General features: G+C 75.4%; 11 protein-coding genes. 5 read left to right on the top strand and 6 right to left on the bottom strand.

What is annotated here, in order from left to right:
* Positions 1 to 235 precede the first annotated feature (235 nt).
* From J2S46_RS38210 to J2S46_RS38195, 4 genes are all read left to right on the top strand, one after another.
* The gene (locus J2S46_RS38210) at positions 236 to 1,492 is read left to right on the top strand and encodes a DUF5685 family protein (RefSeq protein WP_191291511.1); all 1,257 of its coding nucleotides are present in this window, start codon (positions 236 to 238) and stop codon (positions 1,490 to 1,492) included.
* A 130-nt stretch (positions 1,493 to 1,622) separates the two neighbouring features.
* Positions 1,623 to 2,429, top strand: coding sequence for a DUF4184 family protein (locus tag J2S46_RS38205; RefSeq protein WP_191291512.1), 807 nt, complete (start codon positions 1,623 to 1,625; stop codon positions 2,427 to 2,429).
* Between the two features lie 130 nt (positions 2,430 to 2,559).
* Positions 2,560 to 3,669, top strand: a complete 1,110-nt coding sequence (locus J2S46_RS38200) for a barstar family protein (RefSeq protein WP_191291513.1) — start codon at positions 2,560 to 2,562, stop codon at positions 3,667 to 3,669.
* A gap of 234 nt (positions 3,670 to 3,903) precedes the next feature.
* On the top strand, positions 3,904 to 5,598 hold the full coding sequence (locus J2S46_RS38195) for a SpoIIE family protein phosphatase (protein WP_191291514.1): 1,695 nt from the start codon (positions 3,904 to 3,906) through the stop codon (positions 5,596 to 5,598).
* A 475-nt stretch (positions 5,599 to 6,073) separates the two neighbouring features.
* Here the strand turns inward: J2S46_RS38195 and J2S46_RS38190 are convergent, their stop codons facing one another.
* The 4 genes from J2S46_RS38190 to J2S46_RS38175 form a co-directional block, all read right to left on the bottom strand.
* Positions 6,074 to 9,196, bottom strand: coding sequence for a phosphocholine-specific phospholipase C (locus tag J2S46_RS38190; RefSeq protein ID WP_191291515.1), 3,123 nt, complete (start codon positions 9,194 to 9,196; stop codon positions 6,074 to 6,076).
* A gap of 316 nt (positions 9,197 to 9,512) precedes the next feature.
* A complete protein-coding gene (locus J2S46_RS38185) occupies positions 9,513 to 10,082 on the bottom strand; it encodes an SMI1/KNR4 family protein (protein ID WP_191291516.1) in 570 nt (189 codons plus the stop codon).
* Positions 10,083 to 10,180: 98 nt separating this feature from the next.
* Entirely contained in the window at positions 10,181 to 10,720 is a 540-nt protein-coding gene (gene yidD / locus J2S46_RS38180) for a membrane protein insertion efficiency factor YidD (RefSeq protein WP_229912943.1), read from the bottom strand.
* A 277-nt stretch (positions 10,721 to 10,997) separates the two neighbouring features.
* Positions 10,998 to 11,693 (bottom strand): maleylpyruvate isomerase N-terminal domain-containing protein, encoded by a 696-nt coding sequence (locus J2S46_RS38175; protein ID WP_229912944.1) that lies wholly within the window; start codon positions 11,691 to 11,693, stop codon positions 10,998 to 11,000.
* Between the two features lie 300 nt (positions 11,694 to 11,993).
* Here J2S46_RS38175 and J2S46_RS38170 point away from each other — a divergent pair, with 300 nt between their 5' ends.
* Positions 11,994 to 15,506, top strand: a complete 3,513-nt coding sequence (locus J2S46_RS38170) for a LodA/GoxA family CTQ-dependent oxidase (RefSeq protein ID WP_191291517.1) — start codon at positions 11,994 to 11,996, stop codon at positions 15,504 to 15,506.
* 78 nt (positions 15,507 to 15,584) lie between these two features.
* Here the strand turns inward: J2S46_RS38170 and J2S46_RS38165 are convergent, their stop codons facing one another.
* Positions 15,585 to 15,818: a tautomerase family protein gene (locus J2S46_RS38165; protein WP_191291518.1), complete on the bottom strand. Its 234-nt coding sequence runs from the start codon at positions 15,816 to 15,818 to the stop codon at positions 15,585 to 15,587.
* A gap of 85 nt (positions 15,819 to 15,903) precedes the next feature.
* Positions 15,904 to 17,010: a DUF5954 family protein gene (locus tag J2S46_RS38160; protein WP_191291519.1), complete on the bottom strand. Its 1,107-nt coding sequence runs from the start codon at positions 17,008 to 17,010 to the stop codon at positions 15,904 to 15,906.
* Between the last annotated feature and the right edge of the window lie 112 nt (positions 17,011 to 17,122).

Genomic DNA, 17,122 nt, shown 5'->3' with positions numbered 1-17,122 from the left:
CCCGCCCGCGCCCGGGCCGCCGCCTCGCGGTGCCGGCGCCCGCCCGTCATCCGCCGGCACGGCCGGAGGACCGCCGTCCGAACGGCCGTCCGGGGCCCCGCCGTCCGAACACCGCCGTCCGAACACCGGGCCAGGAGTCCGCGGCCGGTGGCCGGCCGGACCGCACAGCGGGCGGTGATCGTACAATTGGCCCTCGATCAGCCGGGCCGGGTGGCCCGTGGGTACGAGGGGGAGCATGTTCGGCATCATCAGACCCTGTCGGCACGGGTTGTCCGAGCGGCTCCGGAGCTCCTGGACGGCGCACCTGTGCGGGCTCTGCCTGGCCCTGCGGGACAACCACGGACAGCTGGCACGGACGGCCACCAACTACGACGGGCTGATCATCTCCGTCCTGGTGGAGGCCCAGGCCGCCAGGAACGACGGCTCCTGGCGGCGCACCGCCGGGCCCTGCCCGCTGCGCGGGATGCGGACCGCCGAGGTCGCCAGGGGAGAGGGCGCCAAGCTGGCAGCCGCCGTCTCGCTCGCCCTCGCCGCCGTGAAGATGCGCGACCACGTCGAGGACCGGGACGGCCTGTTCGCCCGCCGTCCGATAGCCGTCGGCGCCCGGGCGGTGACCCGGCGGTGGGACCGGCAGAGCGCCGGCAGCGGCTCCGCCGTCGGCTTCGACACCGGCGTGCTGCTCACCGCCGGCGCCCGCCAGGGCGAGCTGGAACGGGCGGCCAGGCCCGGCAGTTCGGTCCTGCTGGTGACCGAGCCGACGGAGAGCGCGACCGCCGCCGCCTTCGCCCACACCGCCGTCCTCGCCGGGCGTCCCGGCAACGCGGCCCCGCTCGCCGAGGCCGGCCGGCTGTTCGGACGGCTGGCCCACCTGCTGGACGCCGCCGAGGACCAGGCCGAGGACGCCGCCACCGGCGCCTGGAACCCGCTGACCGCGACCGGAACCGACCGGGCCGAGGCCGAACGGCTCTGCCGCGACGCCGTCCACGGGATCCGGCTGGCCCTGCGCGAGGTGGAACTGACCGACCGTGCGCTGACCCACGCCCTGCTCGGGCACGAGACCGAACGCGCCGTAGAGCGGGTCTTCGGCCACCGGCACGCCCACGGCGGGGCCTGCACCACCGGGTCCGCCGACGGACGCGTGCCCGGGCACCCCGCCGAGGCCTCGCACCAGCAGGCCCCGCCCGGACAGAACCCCTACCAGCGGCCGCCGGACCACGACTTCGGCCCGCCCCCGGGCGGCGACGGCCGCCCGCCGCGCAATCTGCTCGCCGGCTGCGCGCTCTGGACCCTGATGGCCTGCAGCTGCCAGTTGATGTGCTGCGAGCACGACGACCCGTTCGACGGGCAGCGCCGGGAGGGCTGGTGCGCCCGGCAGGACTGCTGCGAGAAGGCCGAGTGCTGCGGGGACGGCTGCCAGTGCTGCGGTGACGGGTGCAGTTGCTGCGGTGACGGGTGCGACTGCTGCGGATGCGACTGCGGTTGCGACTGCTGACCGTCCGACGGCCGGCGGCCCGGGCAGGGACCACCCGGCGGCCGGGCGGGTCGGGCCGCCCCCGCAGCGGGCGCCGACGGCCGGCGGGCCCGTCCTCCCCCGCCCGCGCCGACCTGCCGAGGCGGACCGCATGCCCTTCACCCTGAGCCATCCCGCCGCCGTCCTGCCGCTGCTCGGGCGCACCGGCGGCCGGGGCCCGCTGGTCGCCTCCGCCCTGGTGGCGGGCTCCACCGTGCCGGACCTGCCCTACTTCGCGGACTCGGTGCTGCACGGTGCCTTCGGGTTCGGGTCGGTCACCCATGCCTGGTGGGGCGTGCCCACCGTGGACGTCGTGCTGACCGCCCTGGTGGTCCTGGTGTGGCACACGCTGCTACGGGCCCCGCTGGTCGCCCTGCTGCCGCCCCGGGCGGCGGCCGCCGCCGAGGCGCACACGGCGCCCGTCCGGCCCCGGCGCGCCTGGGCCCGGCCGGCGGCGGTCGCCTGGTTCGCCGTCTCGGCCGCGGTCGGTGCGGGCACCCATGCCGGCTGGGACTCCTTCACCCACCACGACCGGGCCGGCATCCGGCTGCTACCGGTGCTGGCCCGGCCGGTGGCCGGCGTGCCGCTGTACCAAGTCCTGCAGTACGGCAGTTCGGCGCTCGCGCTGGGCATCCTGGCGTACTGCCTCGGCCGGCTGCTGCGGACCGCCGGGGACAACGCCGCTGCCGGCCCCGTCCGGCCGGCGCCCTGGCCGCGCCCGCTGGTGCTCGGCCTGACCGCCGGCGCGGCGCTGCTCGGTGCCGCGCACCGGGTGGTCCGGCGCTGGACCCTGCTGCCGGACAGTCCCCTCGTCCAGCTGGTGCCGACCACGGCCTTCGGCGCCGCGGCGGGCGCCGCCCTCGCCCTCACCGGCTACGCGGCCCTCGCGCAGGCCACCCGGCGCCGGCGCCGGGATTGAGTGGACGGCCGGGGCCCCGGCGTCCCGGCGCGGCACCTTCGCCGGCCCCTGGGCACTCCGCCGACGGGCCGTCCCGGGCAACGCGGCCGACCGCGCGCACAAGGCCTGGCCGCGGGAGGGCGCTCCCGGCATGATTCCCACCGTGCACGAGGACGAGACCCGGTGCGGACGCACCGCGCGCACCCCGGTCCGGTACACCCTGACCGGGACGGAGCGCGGCCGTGCCCTGGGCAGCTGCGCCGAGGTGGAGGGACTCTTCGGGGAACCCCACCGTGGAACGTACGAGCTGTTCGGCTGGGCCCCTACGGCAGCGGTGCCGCGCTGGGTCGGCATGCGGGTGTGGCTGGTGCCGGAGGACGAGGCACTGGACCCCTGGCTGCTGGAGGACGTGGAGGCCCCGCGAAGGTCCCCCGGGTCGGACGGTCTGGTGCTCACCGGGCTGGACGACTACGAGGGCCCGCCCGAGGGGCACCGAGGTGCCGTCCGCCTGCACGACGGGCACCGGTGGCTGGGCTCCTGCCGGGAATTCACCCGCGTCCTGCCGTCCGAGCGGGCCGAGCGGCCGTTCGTCCTGCGGGGCCTGGCCCCGGGCGAGCAGCTGCGGGCGGCACTGGCGAAGGGCACCCGCCGGGCCCTGGACCTGGAACAGGCCGACCTCGAGATACGGGACGACCGGGGTGAGCCGCTCACCGACCATCCGCTGCCGGCCAGGGTCAGTGCCTGGTACCCCTCCTCCCACGGAGCGGGCCTGATCGACCTGGAGCTCGACGACGGCGCCTTCACGCCCCTGCCGTCCTGGACCCGGCCGGTCCTGGAGCGGTGGCTCGCGGGGCCGCCAGACGCCCCGGGCTCCTGGGTCGCCCTCGACACCCGGCTGCGCGGCGCCTGGCTCCACCTCGTCCAAGACCGGGCCTGCCGGCGCTCCCACCGCCCGCGGCCGGCCGGCCACGCCTACCGGCTGGACGGCAGGCACATCACCGACGAGCCGGGCCTCTACCTGGCGCTCGGCGAGGCGGTGAACGGGCCCGGCGGCTACTTCGGGGGCTGCCTGGCAGCCCTCGACGACTGTCTGCGCGGCCGTTTCGGCTGCACCACCCCCGCGACCCTGCTCTGGCGGGACGCCGCCGTCGCGCGGGCGCACCTGTCCCGGCGACTGTCGTGCGACGGCCGGTCCCACGACCTGTTCGCCGCCGTCCTGGGCGTCCTGGCCGAGGGGGGCATGCACGTCACCCTGGCGTGAGCCGTCTCCGGCGGCCCGGCGGCCGGCAGGGGGGACGGCAGGGGCGGCGGAGACCCTTCGCCCCGTCGTGGGACGGGCTCGCCCACGGCGGCGGGCCGTACCATCGGGGCCGGGCCATCGGGGCCGGGCCGGCCCGTGCGGGGCGGCCCGGCCGTGGGACCTGGATGCGGCCGGGCCGAAGTCGCCCGATCATGGACAGTGTCCGGTAGCAGCACGGCGAGCGAGGAGGGCCCGGTGCACCCGCAGGCTTCCGGCCGGGAGGCCGCCGACGCCTCGGTCGAAGCCGTGGCCGCCGCCTTCGCCACCGGCGGCGCCGAGCTGCTCGGCCAGGTGCTCGGCCAGCTCCCGGTCGGCGTCGGACTGCTCGACCCGGACCTCCGCTGGCAGTACGTCAACCCCGCGTTCGTCCTGGCCACCGGCCTGCCGCAGGCCGCAGTGGTCGGGCGGCCGCTCGCGGACACACCGCAGGCCGCGGCCGCGCACACGCTGCGCCTGGTGCTGGCCGACGGGCGCCCGCGCGAGGCGGCGGCCGGCGGGCCCCGGGCCCGGTACCAGCGGCTGGAGCTGGACGGCCGGGCGGCCGGCCTGATCGCCGTCCTGCTGGAGGACGCCCGCCCTGAGGACCGCAGCCGGCACGACCTGGAACAGGCCCGCGCCCGGCTGGCGATGCTGCACGCGGCGGCCGGCCGGATCGGCACCACCCTGGACACCGACACCACCTGCGTGGAACTCGCCGAGTTCACCGTGCCCGGGCTGGCCGACCTCACCACCGTCGACGTGCTGCCGCCCGGGAGCGCGGAACAGGGCGGCGGCACCGCCCTCGCCCTGCCGCGCCTGCGGCGCACCGCCGTCGCCTGCGCCCCCGAACTCCGCCCGCACCTCGACGCGCTGGCCCGGCCCGGCGAGCCGGTGCGCCACCGGGACGGCTCGGCCGCCGCCCGCAGCCTGGCCACCGGCTGGCCCGTGGCGGCGAACCTGCTGACCGACGACGGGCTGGCGGCCCCCGCCGCCGACGCGGGCGAGCTCGCGGCGTACCGGGCCGCCGGGATCGACTCCCTGCTGGTGGTCCCGCTCACCGCCCGCGGCCGGCTGAACGGCGTGCTGTCGCTGGCCCGGCTGCGCGGGTCCTCCCTGGGCTTCACCGAGGACGACATCACCCTGGTCGAGGACCTGGCCGGCCGGGCGGCCGTCAGCATCGACAACGCCCGCCGCTACGCGCACTCGCAGGACATCGCACTGGAGCTCCAGCGGGCGCTGCTCGCCGAGCCGGGCAACCCGCACCCCAACCTGGAGCTGGCCTCCCGTTACCTGGCCTCCGGCACCACCTCGGTGGTCGGCGGTGACTGGTACGAGTCCGTCCGGCTGCCGTTCGGCCGGACCCTCCTGGTGATCGGCGACGTGATGGGCCACGGGGTCGAGGCCGCCGTGGACATGAGCAAGTACCGCTCGATGCTGCGCTACGTGGCCGCGATGGACCTGCCGCCGCACCGGATCCTGCGCCAGCTGGACACCCTCGTCTCGGACGACGAGGCGGCCCGGCCCGCGACCTGCCTGCTGGCCCTCGCCGACCCGGGCCGCGGGCGCTGGACCTTCTCCAGCGCCGGCCACCTGCCGCCCGCACTGATCGTCGCCGGGCAGCCGACCGAGCTGGTCACCGTGCCGACCGGGCCACCGCTCGGCACCGGGTTCGGCGGCTACGAGCAGGCCACCCGCGACCTGCTGCCGGAGCAGGTCCTGCTGCTCTACACCGACGGCCTGGTGGAGCGGCGCGGCGAGGACATCGACACCTCGCTGGCCAGGCTGGCCGGCCTGCGGCTGCCGGCCACGGGCGCGCTGCCCGGGCTGCTCGACGCCGTCCTGGACGAACTGGCCCCGCAGGCCGCCGAGGACGACATCGCCCTGCTGGCAGCGCGGGTCCGGCGGCGCTGACCGGCCGGACCGGGCGGCCCCGGCCCGGTCGCGGGACCGGCCCGCGCGGTCTGTCACGAGTCTGTCACCGCCCGTGCCTACCGGTACTCGGGGCCGGTGCGCTCGGCCGATGGCCTTGTGGGCGACCGCGGAGGCCCGCGCGGACCTCGGGTAGGACCTGCCCTGGGCGCTCCGCCCGGCCGTGGAGGCGATGGAGATCTACGAGCGGCTGGCTGCGGCAAACCCGGCCCGCACCGGGCAGTTGGAGGCCGTGGTGGACCTGGTGACGGCCCTGCTCGACCGGTCCGGCCTGCCGGAGCAGACGAGGGGTTTCCGCGGCCTGCTCGCCGAAGGCGGGGCGTCCGACCGGCCTGCGCGAACCGGACCGACCGCGGCCGCGGAATGCGGCCCGGCCCCGCACCGGGAAGTGGTGCGGGGGCCGGGCCGGTGCGGGGGCCGGACCGTGCGGGGCCGGACCTCTACGGGGTCCGACAGGTCAGCCGGTGACCGGCTTGCTGTCCAGGCGGACGTGGTCGACCGCCCAGAACCAGTTGTTGCCCGCGTCGTACATCCGGAACTTCAGGGTCACCGAGCCGGCGCCGGCTGGGACGGCGATCTGCCGGGAGACGAACGCGTTCTGCACGTCCTGGCCCGCGTTGTCGTTGCCCGTGGCGTCACTGCTGTAGGAGAGCAGCCGGATCTCGGTGCCGTTGTCGAACACGGCGGTGACGGAGGCCTTCTGCGGCGCCTCCTGCCGGTAGTGCGAGTCGAAGCCGAGGTACAGCGTGCCGACACCGGCCGGGATCGGCACGGCGGGCGACACCAGGGTCGAGTCGAACCTGCCCTTGCCGGACGGCGCGCCGGTGTCGTCCCAGTCGTCCGGGTCGGCGACGGCGAGGACGCCCAGGCCGCGGCTGAAGTTGCCGCGGTCCTGCCCGGCCGGGGTGGACCAGGCGCGCTTGGTGTGGAAGGTCCAGCCCTGGAGGCGCGCGGTGCCCTGCGGCATGCCGGGCGCGTTGACCACCGACCAGCCCTGCGGGGCCTGCGCCGTCCAGCCCAGCACGGACCCGAGCGGCTTCAGCACGCCCGCCAGCGACTCGAAGTCCTCGTCGAGCAGGTGGCCCGTCATCGCGGGGGCGGTCCGGGCGCCCACCTCCCCGTCCGCGATCGCGAACCGGTCGCCGGCCAGGGCCCGGGCGGTCACCAGGATCCGGTGAGTGGCACCGGCCGGCAGCACGGCCGGCGGCGTCACCTCCCACTCCCCGGTGGCGGTGGCGCCGGCGGTCAGGGTGGCCGGCGGCGGGGTGAGCGCCTTGACCGTCCAGCCGGCCGGTACCACCAGCTGCGCCTCGACGGCGGTCAGGGCCGTGGCGGGGGCGGCGAGGCGGGCGGTGATCCGCGCGGGGCGGCCCGGCAGCAGGATCGCCTCGTCGATGGTGGTGGACGCGGCCTGCAGCGTGACGTCCACGGTCAGCGGGTCGGCCAGGCCCATCGCCGGGTCGGTGACGCCCTGCTCGTCGCCGGGGAAGCGGCCGGCCAGCCGGCGGCGGAAGGTGAGGTCGCCGCGCAGCGCCACCGTGACGTCGTACCAGCCCTCGCGGCCGACCTTGACGTTGACGGTCTTGTCGTCGCCGGCCGCGACCCGCACCTCGCGCAGTCCGTCGCCGTAGCCGAGGTCGCCGACCAGGAAGGTCTGCGCGGTGCGGGTGCGGTTGATCACGTCGACCTCCAGCACCCGCCCGTTCTGCTCCTCCGAGATCGAGGCCTCGTACAGGGCGGCCGCGTCGCCGCGCAGGTGCCAGAGCGCGCCGTTCGGGCCGTGCACCCGCAGGTCGTAGCCCTCGGGGCCGACCGTCCAGGTGTCGGAGAGCCGGTCCTTGGCGCCGACGGTGTAGTGCCGGGGCGCGCCGCCGGGCGCGGGGTAGACCGCGAACACGGCGCCCTGACGGCCCTGGTTGACGAAGTCGACGGTCAGCACGCCGTCCTTCAGCCGCGACTTGACGGTGAGGTCGTACGGGGTGGGCCGGGCGGTGCGGGTGCCGCGCTGCTGCTGCGGCAGGGCCTGCGGGCTGGGTACGGTCGGCGCGGGCAGCTTGCCCGTGTCGGTGACCTTCTGCCGGTTGCCGCTGGTGTCGGGCAGCTGCGGCCACTGCGGGTCGCGGCCGGAGAAGTCGAAGACGGCGGTGAGGTCGCCGGTGACGGCGCGGCGCCACGGGCTGATGTTGGGCTCCTGGACGCCGAAGCGCTTCTCCAGCAGCCGGATCACCGAGGTGTGGTCGTAGACGGTGGAGTCGACCACGCCACCGCGGGTCCAGGGCGAGACGACGATCATCGGCACCCGGACGCCGAGGCCCATCGGGTACGGGCCGGAGACCAGGGTCTCACCGGCCGGCAGCGTGTCGGACCAGGTGAGCGAGCCGTCGGCGGCCTTCACCCGGTACCTGCCGTCCTGGCCGACGACCCGGTGGTAGGTGCTGCCGCCCTTGGCGACCCGGACCACCACCTCACCGTCGACCGGCACGGTGGACCTGCCGCGGCCGGCGGCGAGCGGCGGCACCGGCGGCAGCAGGTGGTCGAAGAACCCGCCGTGCTCGTCGTAGTTGAGGATGAAGACCGTCTTCGCCCACACCTCGGGCTTGGCGGCGAGCGCCGACAGCAGCCGGGCCGTCAGGTGCTCCCCGTTCGGCGGCGCGTAGTTGGCGTGCTCGGACAGGGCGGCGGGGGCGATCAGCCAGGAGACCTGCGGCAGGGTGTCGGCCTGGACGTCGGCGGTGAACGCCTCCACCAGGGCGTCGCCCATCGCGAAGGGGTCGTTGCTCTTCGCCGGGTCACCGACCGCCCGCATGCCGCGCTCGTACAGCGGCTCGCCGGGCTTGGCCTGCACGAAGGGGGCGAACCAGGCGAGCGCGTTGTCGTCGAAGTTGTCCAGGGCCTGGTAGGTCTTCCAGCTGACGCCGGCCCGCTCCAGCCGCTCCGCGTAGGTGGTCCACTCGTAGCCGCCGGGGATCTCGGTGTTGTCGGTCACCGGCGTGTCGCGGACGGTGCCGCCACTGGTGCCGGTCATCAGGTGCTCGCGGTTGGTGTTGGTGTTGCACTGCACCGACGCGTGGTAGGCGTCGCAGGTGGTGAAGACCGAGGCGAGCGCGTTGTAGAAGGGCATGTCGGCGGGCTCGTAGTAGCCCTGGCCGAGCCATCCGCCGGACCGCCGGGTCACCGAGCCGTCGGCCAGGCCGTCGTTCCAGGCCTTCATCGAGTCGACGAACCCGAAGGCGGGGGCACCCTGCTGGTAGGCGTTGGTGTGCGCGGCGTTCATCGGGAACGGCAGCAGGTGGCCCTCCTTGCGGGACGGGTCCGGCTGGTGGAACAGCGAACGCCCGTTGACCCCGCGCACGGCGGCCCGGTCGCCGAAGCCGCGGACGCCCGGCAAGGAGCCGAAGTAGTGGTCGAACGACCGGTTCTCCTGCATGAAGACCACGACGTGCTCGATGTCCGCGAGCCGGCCGGGCCTGGCCGGCGCGGCGAGCGCCTCGCGCACGCTGAGCGGCAGCGCCGACAGCACGGCGGCGGCCGCCGCGCCGCCGAGCAGGGTGCGGCGCGAGACTTCGGGGATCGGACTCATGGGATGGCTCCTCGATCACGGTGCTGGGCGTCTGCTGGGTCCAGACCCGTTATGTCTAAGGCGCCAAGATGACCGTGGACGGGGTGTTGGGTGACGACTCGATGACCGATGGCGGTCCCCAACCTGTATAGACATCTGAGCGGGATCCGGTGGGATCCGGTCGGTCCACGCACCAGTCGGACCTGCGGGGCGCACCGCCGGGCCGGTCAGGCCTCGGCCACGGCCGGACACGAACGACCGGGCGGCAGGCGGCCGGCCACCCGGGCGGGCGGGCCCTCCACCCGTCCCCGCGCCCGAGCCCGCACCCGCCGCGGCCTCACGGCTCCCGGCCCGGCGCCGGCACACTCAGGCGGGCACCGGCCTCCGTCCAGGGCCGGGGCTCGCGCGAGGGGCCCTGCGCGCCCGCGATCGCCTCGTACCAGCCGCTGCCGGCGAACCAGGTCTCCAGCCAGTCCGCCAGGCTCTCCGCGTCGACGAACCAGGCGTCCGCCCAGTTGTCCGCGATGCCGTTCGGCTCGAAGAGCAGCACCGGCGCCGCCTCGCCGAGACAGTCCACCGCCGCGGACATCCCGCAGCCCCAGTCCATCAGCGGCAGCACCCCGACCGGCCAGTGCCGGCCGGTCCCGTCCTCGGCGGTGGTCCGCTCGGCGCGGTAGATCTCGACCACCGTGCGCCCGGGGCCGACCAGGGGAAACAGGTGGTGGCCGGGCCCGAAGCCGCCGTTGGCGACCTCCCGGTACAGCCGCGCGAGCAGCGGCGGGAGCGTCACCCCGAGGGTCGCCTCCGCGGCCGCCAGCTCCTGCGCGCCCACCGGCGGGGGCAGGTCCCGCGCACGCGCCCGGGCGCGCTCCGCCACCCGCCGAACAAGATCACCCTGTTCCGTCACGCCTTGATCCTGCCAGTCACCACCGACAACTGACAGTGCCACGAACGTACTTGTCGGAGTCTCCGGCCCGCGGCGACCTGCGTCGCCGGGGACCCGCGTCAGCGACCCGGCACCGGGTCGGACCCGCCCTTCGTGCCCGGCCGGCAGCGCAGCAGCCGGCCCGCCGTCAGCCGGGCGCCGCGAACGGCCCCGTACCGGTGCAGCGCCTGCACCGCGTAGGTCGAGCAGGACGGCGTGTAGGGGCAGCGCGGGGCGCGGGCCGGGCTGATCCGGGTGCGGTAGTAGCGCACCGCGCCGTACATCCCGGCCGCCAGCACCCCGTCCGGCACGGGCGCCGCCGGGTCCGCCGCCGGGGTGCCGCGCCGGCCGGTGGCCGCGCCCGCGGCCGCCCTCAGCGCGGACAGCGTCATCACCGGGATCAGCGCGATCATGCACGGATCGGCCAGTTCGCCGAGGCAGTCGCAACCGTCGCAGCAGTCCAGGTCGCTCTTCCTGTTCCGCCTCCGGTGCTCCTGCCACCGGCGGCGCTGCTCCTTCCGGCGCCGGCGCTCCTGCTCGGGCAGCCACCACCAGGCCGGGGCGGGCCGGCGCGGCGGCCCCGACTGCTGCTGCACACCGTACGAGTCGTAAGGGGACACGGCTGACGGCCTTTCCGTTCGGTTCACTGCGGCAGCCGACCAAGCTACGCCATGCCGCTGCCGCCCTCGGCACTGCGACGACCGGGACGCTGCCCCTGGTACCCGCGCGGGTCCGGCCCGGACTGTCGGAGGTTCCCGCGCGGGCCCGGGCCGGGCCGTCGGGACGGGCGGTGGCGGTGCGGCCGGCTCCGCCGGGCCGGTCGGCCGCGATGCCCTTCGGCAGCGGCCGGTCGGCGGCCGGCGGCCTCGGGCTGACGGGCCGGTGGGCGCCGGGAGGTCAGAACGCCGCCACCGTGGCCGGGGCCCGCTCGGCCCGGGCGAGGGTGCGGAGCAGGGCCGTGGGCCCGTGCCGGCGGACGGAGAGCCGGGTCAGGAGGCGGATCACGGTGTCCAGCCCCGCGGCGGGGATCGGCGGGGTGGGCAGGCCCACGCTGAAGGCGAGGTCGTCCGCGTGGACGGCGAGTTCCATCATGCGGCTGACCAGGAAGTCGTCGAGCCGCAGGGTCCACGGGCCGTGCGGCAGGTGGACCAGGCGATCGGCCGGTTCGGCGGGCAGCGCGCGGCCCAGCGCGGCCACCGTGGACGTGGTCCGGGCGATCAGGGCCTGCGGGCCTGCGGCGCCGGCCTCGGCACCGGCGCGGCGGATCCCGACGTTGACGGGGTGGTCGGGCGCGGAGCCGATCCAGCGGACGGCGGCGTAGTAGTCGAGCAGCGGCACCGGGGTCCGGTGGGCGGCGGGGACGGGTTCGGCGAGGGCCCGGGGGACGAGGAAGGCCTGCCCGGCGAGGTGGCCGGCCAGGTCGCCGACGGTCATCAGGTCGAGCGCGCCGGGTGCGTGCCAGGCGGCGGCGACGGCGGGTTCGGCGAGCAGGTCCCGGGCGGTCCGCGCCGTCTCCAGGTAGGCCCGCCGCACCGCCGACATGCCGTCCGTCGGGTCCGTCGCGTCCATCCCGTGCTCCTTGCTCCGTGCCATGATCGCTGCCGATTCTGACCGCGCGACAGCTCCGCCGGACAGGGCCAATCCGGTACGAGTGGACTGAATTGTTCCGGTTCCCCTCGTCCGGCGCCCTCCCGGCTTCACCCCCGTGACCCGTCGGACCAACCGCGGGACCCCGCCGGGTCGACCCTGGCGTGGCTTCGCCCGGCCGGGTCGTCCGTATGCGATCGTCATGACTCATCGTCAGAGCCCGGTGCGGTCCGCCAGTGATCGGCCGACCCCGGACGGGCGCCGTGCTCTGGGTAGTGACCTCGTGTCCCCGCCTGGAGGCCCGCTGTGAACCTGGAAGACGTCGCCTACTGCGAGATCCATCCCACCATCGGCGTCGCCCGCGTCGGCAACAGTCCGAGCGGCTTCTTCGTCGGCCCGGAGGCACCCGGCGGCGGGGCGCATCCGGAGGGCGGCTACAAGGACCCGGAGGGCCGGGTCAAGCGCCAGGCCGCGCGCTTCCGGCTGTACGGCTACGACAAGGACGGCACCGTCCTCGGCGAAGTGACCGCCGCCGACGCCGACATCACCTGGACGGCCGAACTCACCAACGCGAAGGCCGCCTGGTACCGGTTCAACGGGCGCTTCAACCGCTCCGAGTCGCCCGACAACCTGCGCAACCGGTCCGTCGACCCCGCCGACCCGGCCGCGCGCGCCAGCCTGGTGATCGCCCCCGGGCCACGCAGCGTGCGCGGCCCGGACGCGGACGGCAGCGAGGCCCGCTTCGACACCGGCACCTTCCTCGGCGTCCCCGTCCCGCTCGGCGAACTGCGCACCGACGAGGACGGCCGGCTGCTGGTGCTGGGCGGCTACGGTCACTCGGCCTCCGCGAAGCCCGACAATCCGCTCACCACCTACGCCAACAACGACTTCTGGTACGACGACACCTCCGACGGCCCGGTGACCGCCACGGTGACCGCACCCGGCGGGCGGGCCGTCCCCGTGACCCCCGCCCGGGTGCTGGTCGCGCCGCCCGACTTCGCCCCCGACACCGAGAACCTGGTCACCCTCTACGACGTGGCCCGCGAGGTCGCCGAGGGCGAGGGCTGGCTGACGGCCCCGCCGGAGGTGTCGTTCACCCGCGACGTCCTGCCGCTGCTCACCCGGATCAGCGGCTACCAGTGGGTCAACCTGAACGCCCTGCGCGGCCACGGCCCAGGCGAGCAGGGCGACTTCCTCGATCCCGGACTGCTCGCCCGGTTGTCCTCCGACGCCCCCGGGGACGCCGTGGTGCGGGGCACCGTCTTCGACCGGCTGCGCACCCCCGGCGTGGAGGACGTCACGCAGGCGAACTTCGCCTTCATGCCGCAGCTCGCGGGCGACGACGGCAGCCCGACCGAGGGAAAGCCCCGGACCTGGTTCACCCTGCTGCCCGGCCAGTACGAACGGCTCCGCCGCTGGGCCGCCGGCGACTTCGTCGCGGACTTCGACCCCGGCGCCGCGACCCCGGCCGGGCCCACCCCCTTGCCCGACCTGCCGCTGCCCGAGCAGCCGCACGCGCTGGTCCGGGCCGCCCTGGAGCCGTGCGTCGGGGGGCCGTTCTTCCCCGGCATCGAGATGACGTACATCGCCGACGACCCCGCGACCTGGGCCGGGGCGTTCCGCCTCCGCGAGGATCTGGCGGCCGGGGACGTCACCAAGCACATGGCCGTGCCCTGGCAGGCCGACTTCTACGAGTGCAACACGTACTGGTGGCCGGCCCAACGCCCGGACGACGTACTGCCGGAGGAGCAGTACCGCAACCTGGTCCGGGCGGCGGGCAACGCCGGACAGCCCGGCGAACCGGACGCCTACCGCAAGCCCTGGGCCCGCGGCGTCGGGACCCAGGCGGTCTACCGTCCGGAGCTCGAACGGCGCCCGGGCGAGACCTCCCGCGCCTACCTGGAGCGGATGAACCGGCGCTGGCGCGTCCTGCGGGAGCACGCGGGCGACAACGAGATGGTCGAGAAGTGGAGCCGTCTCGGGTTCGTGGTCGCCCGCACCGGCACGGCCGGCGAGACCGTGCTGGTGGAGACCGAGCGTGCCGAGCGGGTCGGCCTCACCGACCGCGAGTGGTTCTACATGCTCCAGCACCCCGACCGGTTCCCGAAGCAGGTCGAGGCCGCCGCCCAGTACGTGGAGGGCGTGCTCGCCGACGCCGTCGCCAAGCAGGCCGATCCGCTGCTGCCGGTGACCCTGCGCCCGTTCCGGTACACCCAGGAGGCGTTCGAGGCCCGCCTGCAACTGATCTACACCAGGCTGGTCCAGCAGGCCGAGAACGCCCCACCGGCGCAGGACCCGACCTTCCGCGACCGGCCCGCCCTGATCGAGCGGATCCGCCAGTTCGCGCCGTTCAACCTGCTCGACGGCGCCTGGCTGCGCAACGCCACCCCGGTCGGCCCGATCAGCGACATCCACGCGCTGCTGTTCTCGATCTGGGTGGACGAGGTCGGCGGCGGCGACCCGGCCCTCAACCACTCGAACCTCTACAACGACCTGCTGCGCGGCGTGGGCCTGTACCTGCCGCCGGTCGACTCCTACGACTTCGCGATGCTGCCCGACATGCTCGACTCCGCCTACACGGTCAGCGCCTTCCAGCTGGCGATCTCCCTGTACTCCGAGCGGTTCTTCCCGGAGATCCTGGGCATGACGCTGCAGCTGGAGTGGGAGGTGGTCGGGATCAAACCCACGGTCGAGCTGTTCGACCACTACGGCATCAACTCGCAGTTCTACAAGATGCACGTCGGCATCGACAACGCGGCCTCCGGGCACGGCGCCAAGGCCCGCGACGCGGTGGCGCGGTACCTGGAGGCGATCTACGACGCCGGTGGCGACGAGGCCGTGCAGCAGCAGTGGCAGCGGATCTGGAACGGCTACGTGGCGTTCCAGGTCACCGGCACCCTGGGCGAGGACCTGACCCGGCTGGCGCTGAACCCGCCCACGCCGCAGGACCGGCTGGTCGAGCTGATCCTCCGCAAGGCGCCGTACGCCTCGGTGAACCACAACGGCAAGCGGTTGGGCGACAACCGGCTCAACGACTGGTTCATGGACCCGTACGGGCTGCTCGGGCAGTTGCAGGAGTCCGGACTCATCCTGCCGGGCGACCCGGAGGGCAGCCCGTTCTTCGAACTGACCGCCTTCACCGGGCCCATGTACAAGGTCTTCACCGACGGGGAGCTGGATCTGTGGCGCGAGTGGACCCGCTCCCTCACCGCCGGACCGCCGGTCCCTCCCCCGGCGCTCTCGCCGCTGGAGGCGATGATCCGGCTCGTCGACACCCTGCGGCCCCGGCAGAGCGGCACCGCTGGGCACATCGGGTCGGTGCTGACCGGGCCGGACCCGATGGACCCGTCGGCGACCAGGAAGGACACCGTCGCCTGGTGGTTCACCCAGCCGACCGGCTCCCTGCTGGCGGCCGTCGCGCACCCGGACAACCGGCTGGTCACGCCCGGCCGCCCGGAGCAGAGCAGGTTCGTCACGGACCTGCTCGCACCGAGCGGCTCGATGGGGCGGGCGTTCCGGACGGAGGTGCCCGGCACCGGCAAGGACGGGCGCGAGATCGCCATGGAGTGGATCACCGCGGGCTGTCCGCTCCCGTCCCTGCGGGCACCGGAGTCCCGGGTGCTCCTCTCCACCCCGTTCCCGGTACCGGCGGCGGACGGTGCCGAGGCGGACTTTTCCGGCGCGGTCGGGGCGGCCGCGGTCGGGGCGGGCATGGGAGCAGTCGGGGCGGCCGGGACCGGACCGGAGGCGGTCGCCCTCGGTGAGGCCGCGACCGAGGCCGTCCGGCCGCGGATCACGGGCATGGGGGCGGTGCACTGACGGCGGCACGGCGGCGCCCGGGCCGCCGGACAGGACTTGGTGGTCCTGTCCGGCGGCCCGGGGAGGTCGGACACCCCGTCAGCTGGTGTGATAGTTGGGGCCCTGGATCAGCAGGTGCTCGCGCCCGGTGATCTCCGGGCCGTACACGGCCTCGTCCCAGTCGGCCGCCGGCAGCGACTCCAGGGCCACCGAGACGGCGCCCTCGTAGGTGTTGAAGTGCTTCTCGATCACCGAGCTGATCGCCTCGGCCAGTTGCCGCTTCTGCTCGTCCGTGAAGTCCCGCGAGTGGTACTTGATGTTGACGTGCGGCATCTCTCTCCTTCGGGTGCTCCCCACCCCGCTGAGCGCGAGGCGCCGGTACGGGCACCGGCAGGGGCATCCTCTCAGGAGGCTCAGGTCAGGAGCGGCCCGGGCGGTCCCGTCGGCGCCGCGCCTCCGCCTGGAAGAGGCGGGCCAACTCCTGGGTCGCCTCGTCGAGTTCGAGCGGAGTGTCCTCGTCCGGATCGTCGCCCTGCGCACGGAGCTGACGGTCCTGCTCCAGGACGGGCAACTCCGGGTCGAAGTCGCTGGGGCGCGGGCCCTCGGGGCCGTCCGGACCGATCCGCACCAGCCGCTCGGTCCGCACCACCCGGAGCAGCCTGCCCGCGAACCCCAGCTCGGAGCCGCGCTCCCGGTCGAGCCGGTCGGCCGCACGGGTGTACTCGGCCCGCTCGGCCGGGGAGAGCCCCCGCCGGACCGGGTCCATCACCCGCAGGGCCAGCGCGAGGGAGTCCCGGGCGCCCTGCGGGGTGCTGGAATCCGTGTGCGACTCGGGCGCCCAGCGGCCGCCGATCCGCTCGGCGACCATGAAGGCGGCGGGCAGCAGCACTCCGCCGGGGTGGGAGTGGGCCGCCAGCCGGGAATCCCGCCGGACCGGTCCGGGCACCGTGCCCGCCGCCCGGACCAGCGCCAGCAGTTCGGCCTTCAGGATCGCCTCGGACATGCCGGTCGGCACGGTCGGGTCGATGACGAACCCGGCCGCCGGGTCGTAGGACCGGGCCGAACGGCTCGGCCGGACGGGATCGGGGTCGGTGGACCGCGGGGGCTCGGGGCCGTCCGGCCCGGTCCGGACGAACCGCTCGGCCCGCACCACCCGGTAGCGGGTGCCGCGGACGGTCATCTCGTCGCTCTTCTCCCAGTCCAGGTGCTCCGCCGCCCCCAGGCACTCCCGCTGCGCCGCCCGGTCGCCGGCCTGCCCGGCCCGCGCGGCCAGCCGCCGGAAGGTCATCGACATGCCTTCGCGGGAGCCCTGCGGCGTCATGCAGCCGAAGCCGGCGTGCAGCTCCCACCCGCCCCGCTCGCGCTCACGGGCCACTCCGAAGACCGGATGCCCGGCCGACAGGACCTCGGGGTAGGGCTCCCTCGCCTGCCAGGCCGCCAGGTCCGCCAGGTCCGCGACCGGGGCCTGGGAGGCACCCACCCTGATCGTCCGGTAGCCGGGGACGCCCTCGCCGTACTCAGTCATGCCTGCACAATGCTCCCGAGCGGTTACCCTCCGCAGCCGAATCCGGGAATTCCCGGCGCGCGACGGCAGCGACGCGCCGACCGGCCGGGCCCGCGCGCGGGCGGCCCGCCGA

Origin of the sequence: Kitasatospora herbaricolor (assembly GCF_030813695.1) — a bacterium.
GTDB lineage: Bacteria > Actinomycetota > Actinomycetes > Streptomycetales > Streptomycetaceae > Kitasatospora > Kitasatospora herbaricolor.
The sequence above is the reverse complement of the archived record's forward strand: the minus strand, read 5'-3'. Positions and strand labels throughout refer to the sequence as shown.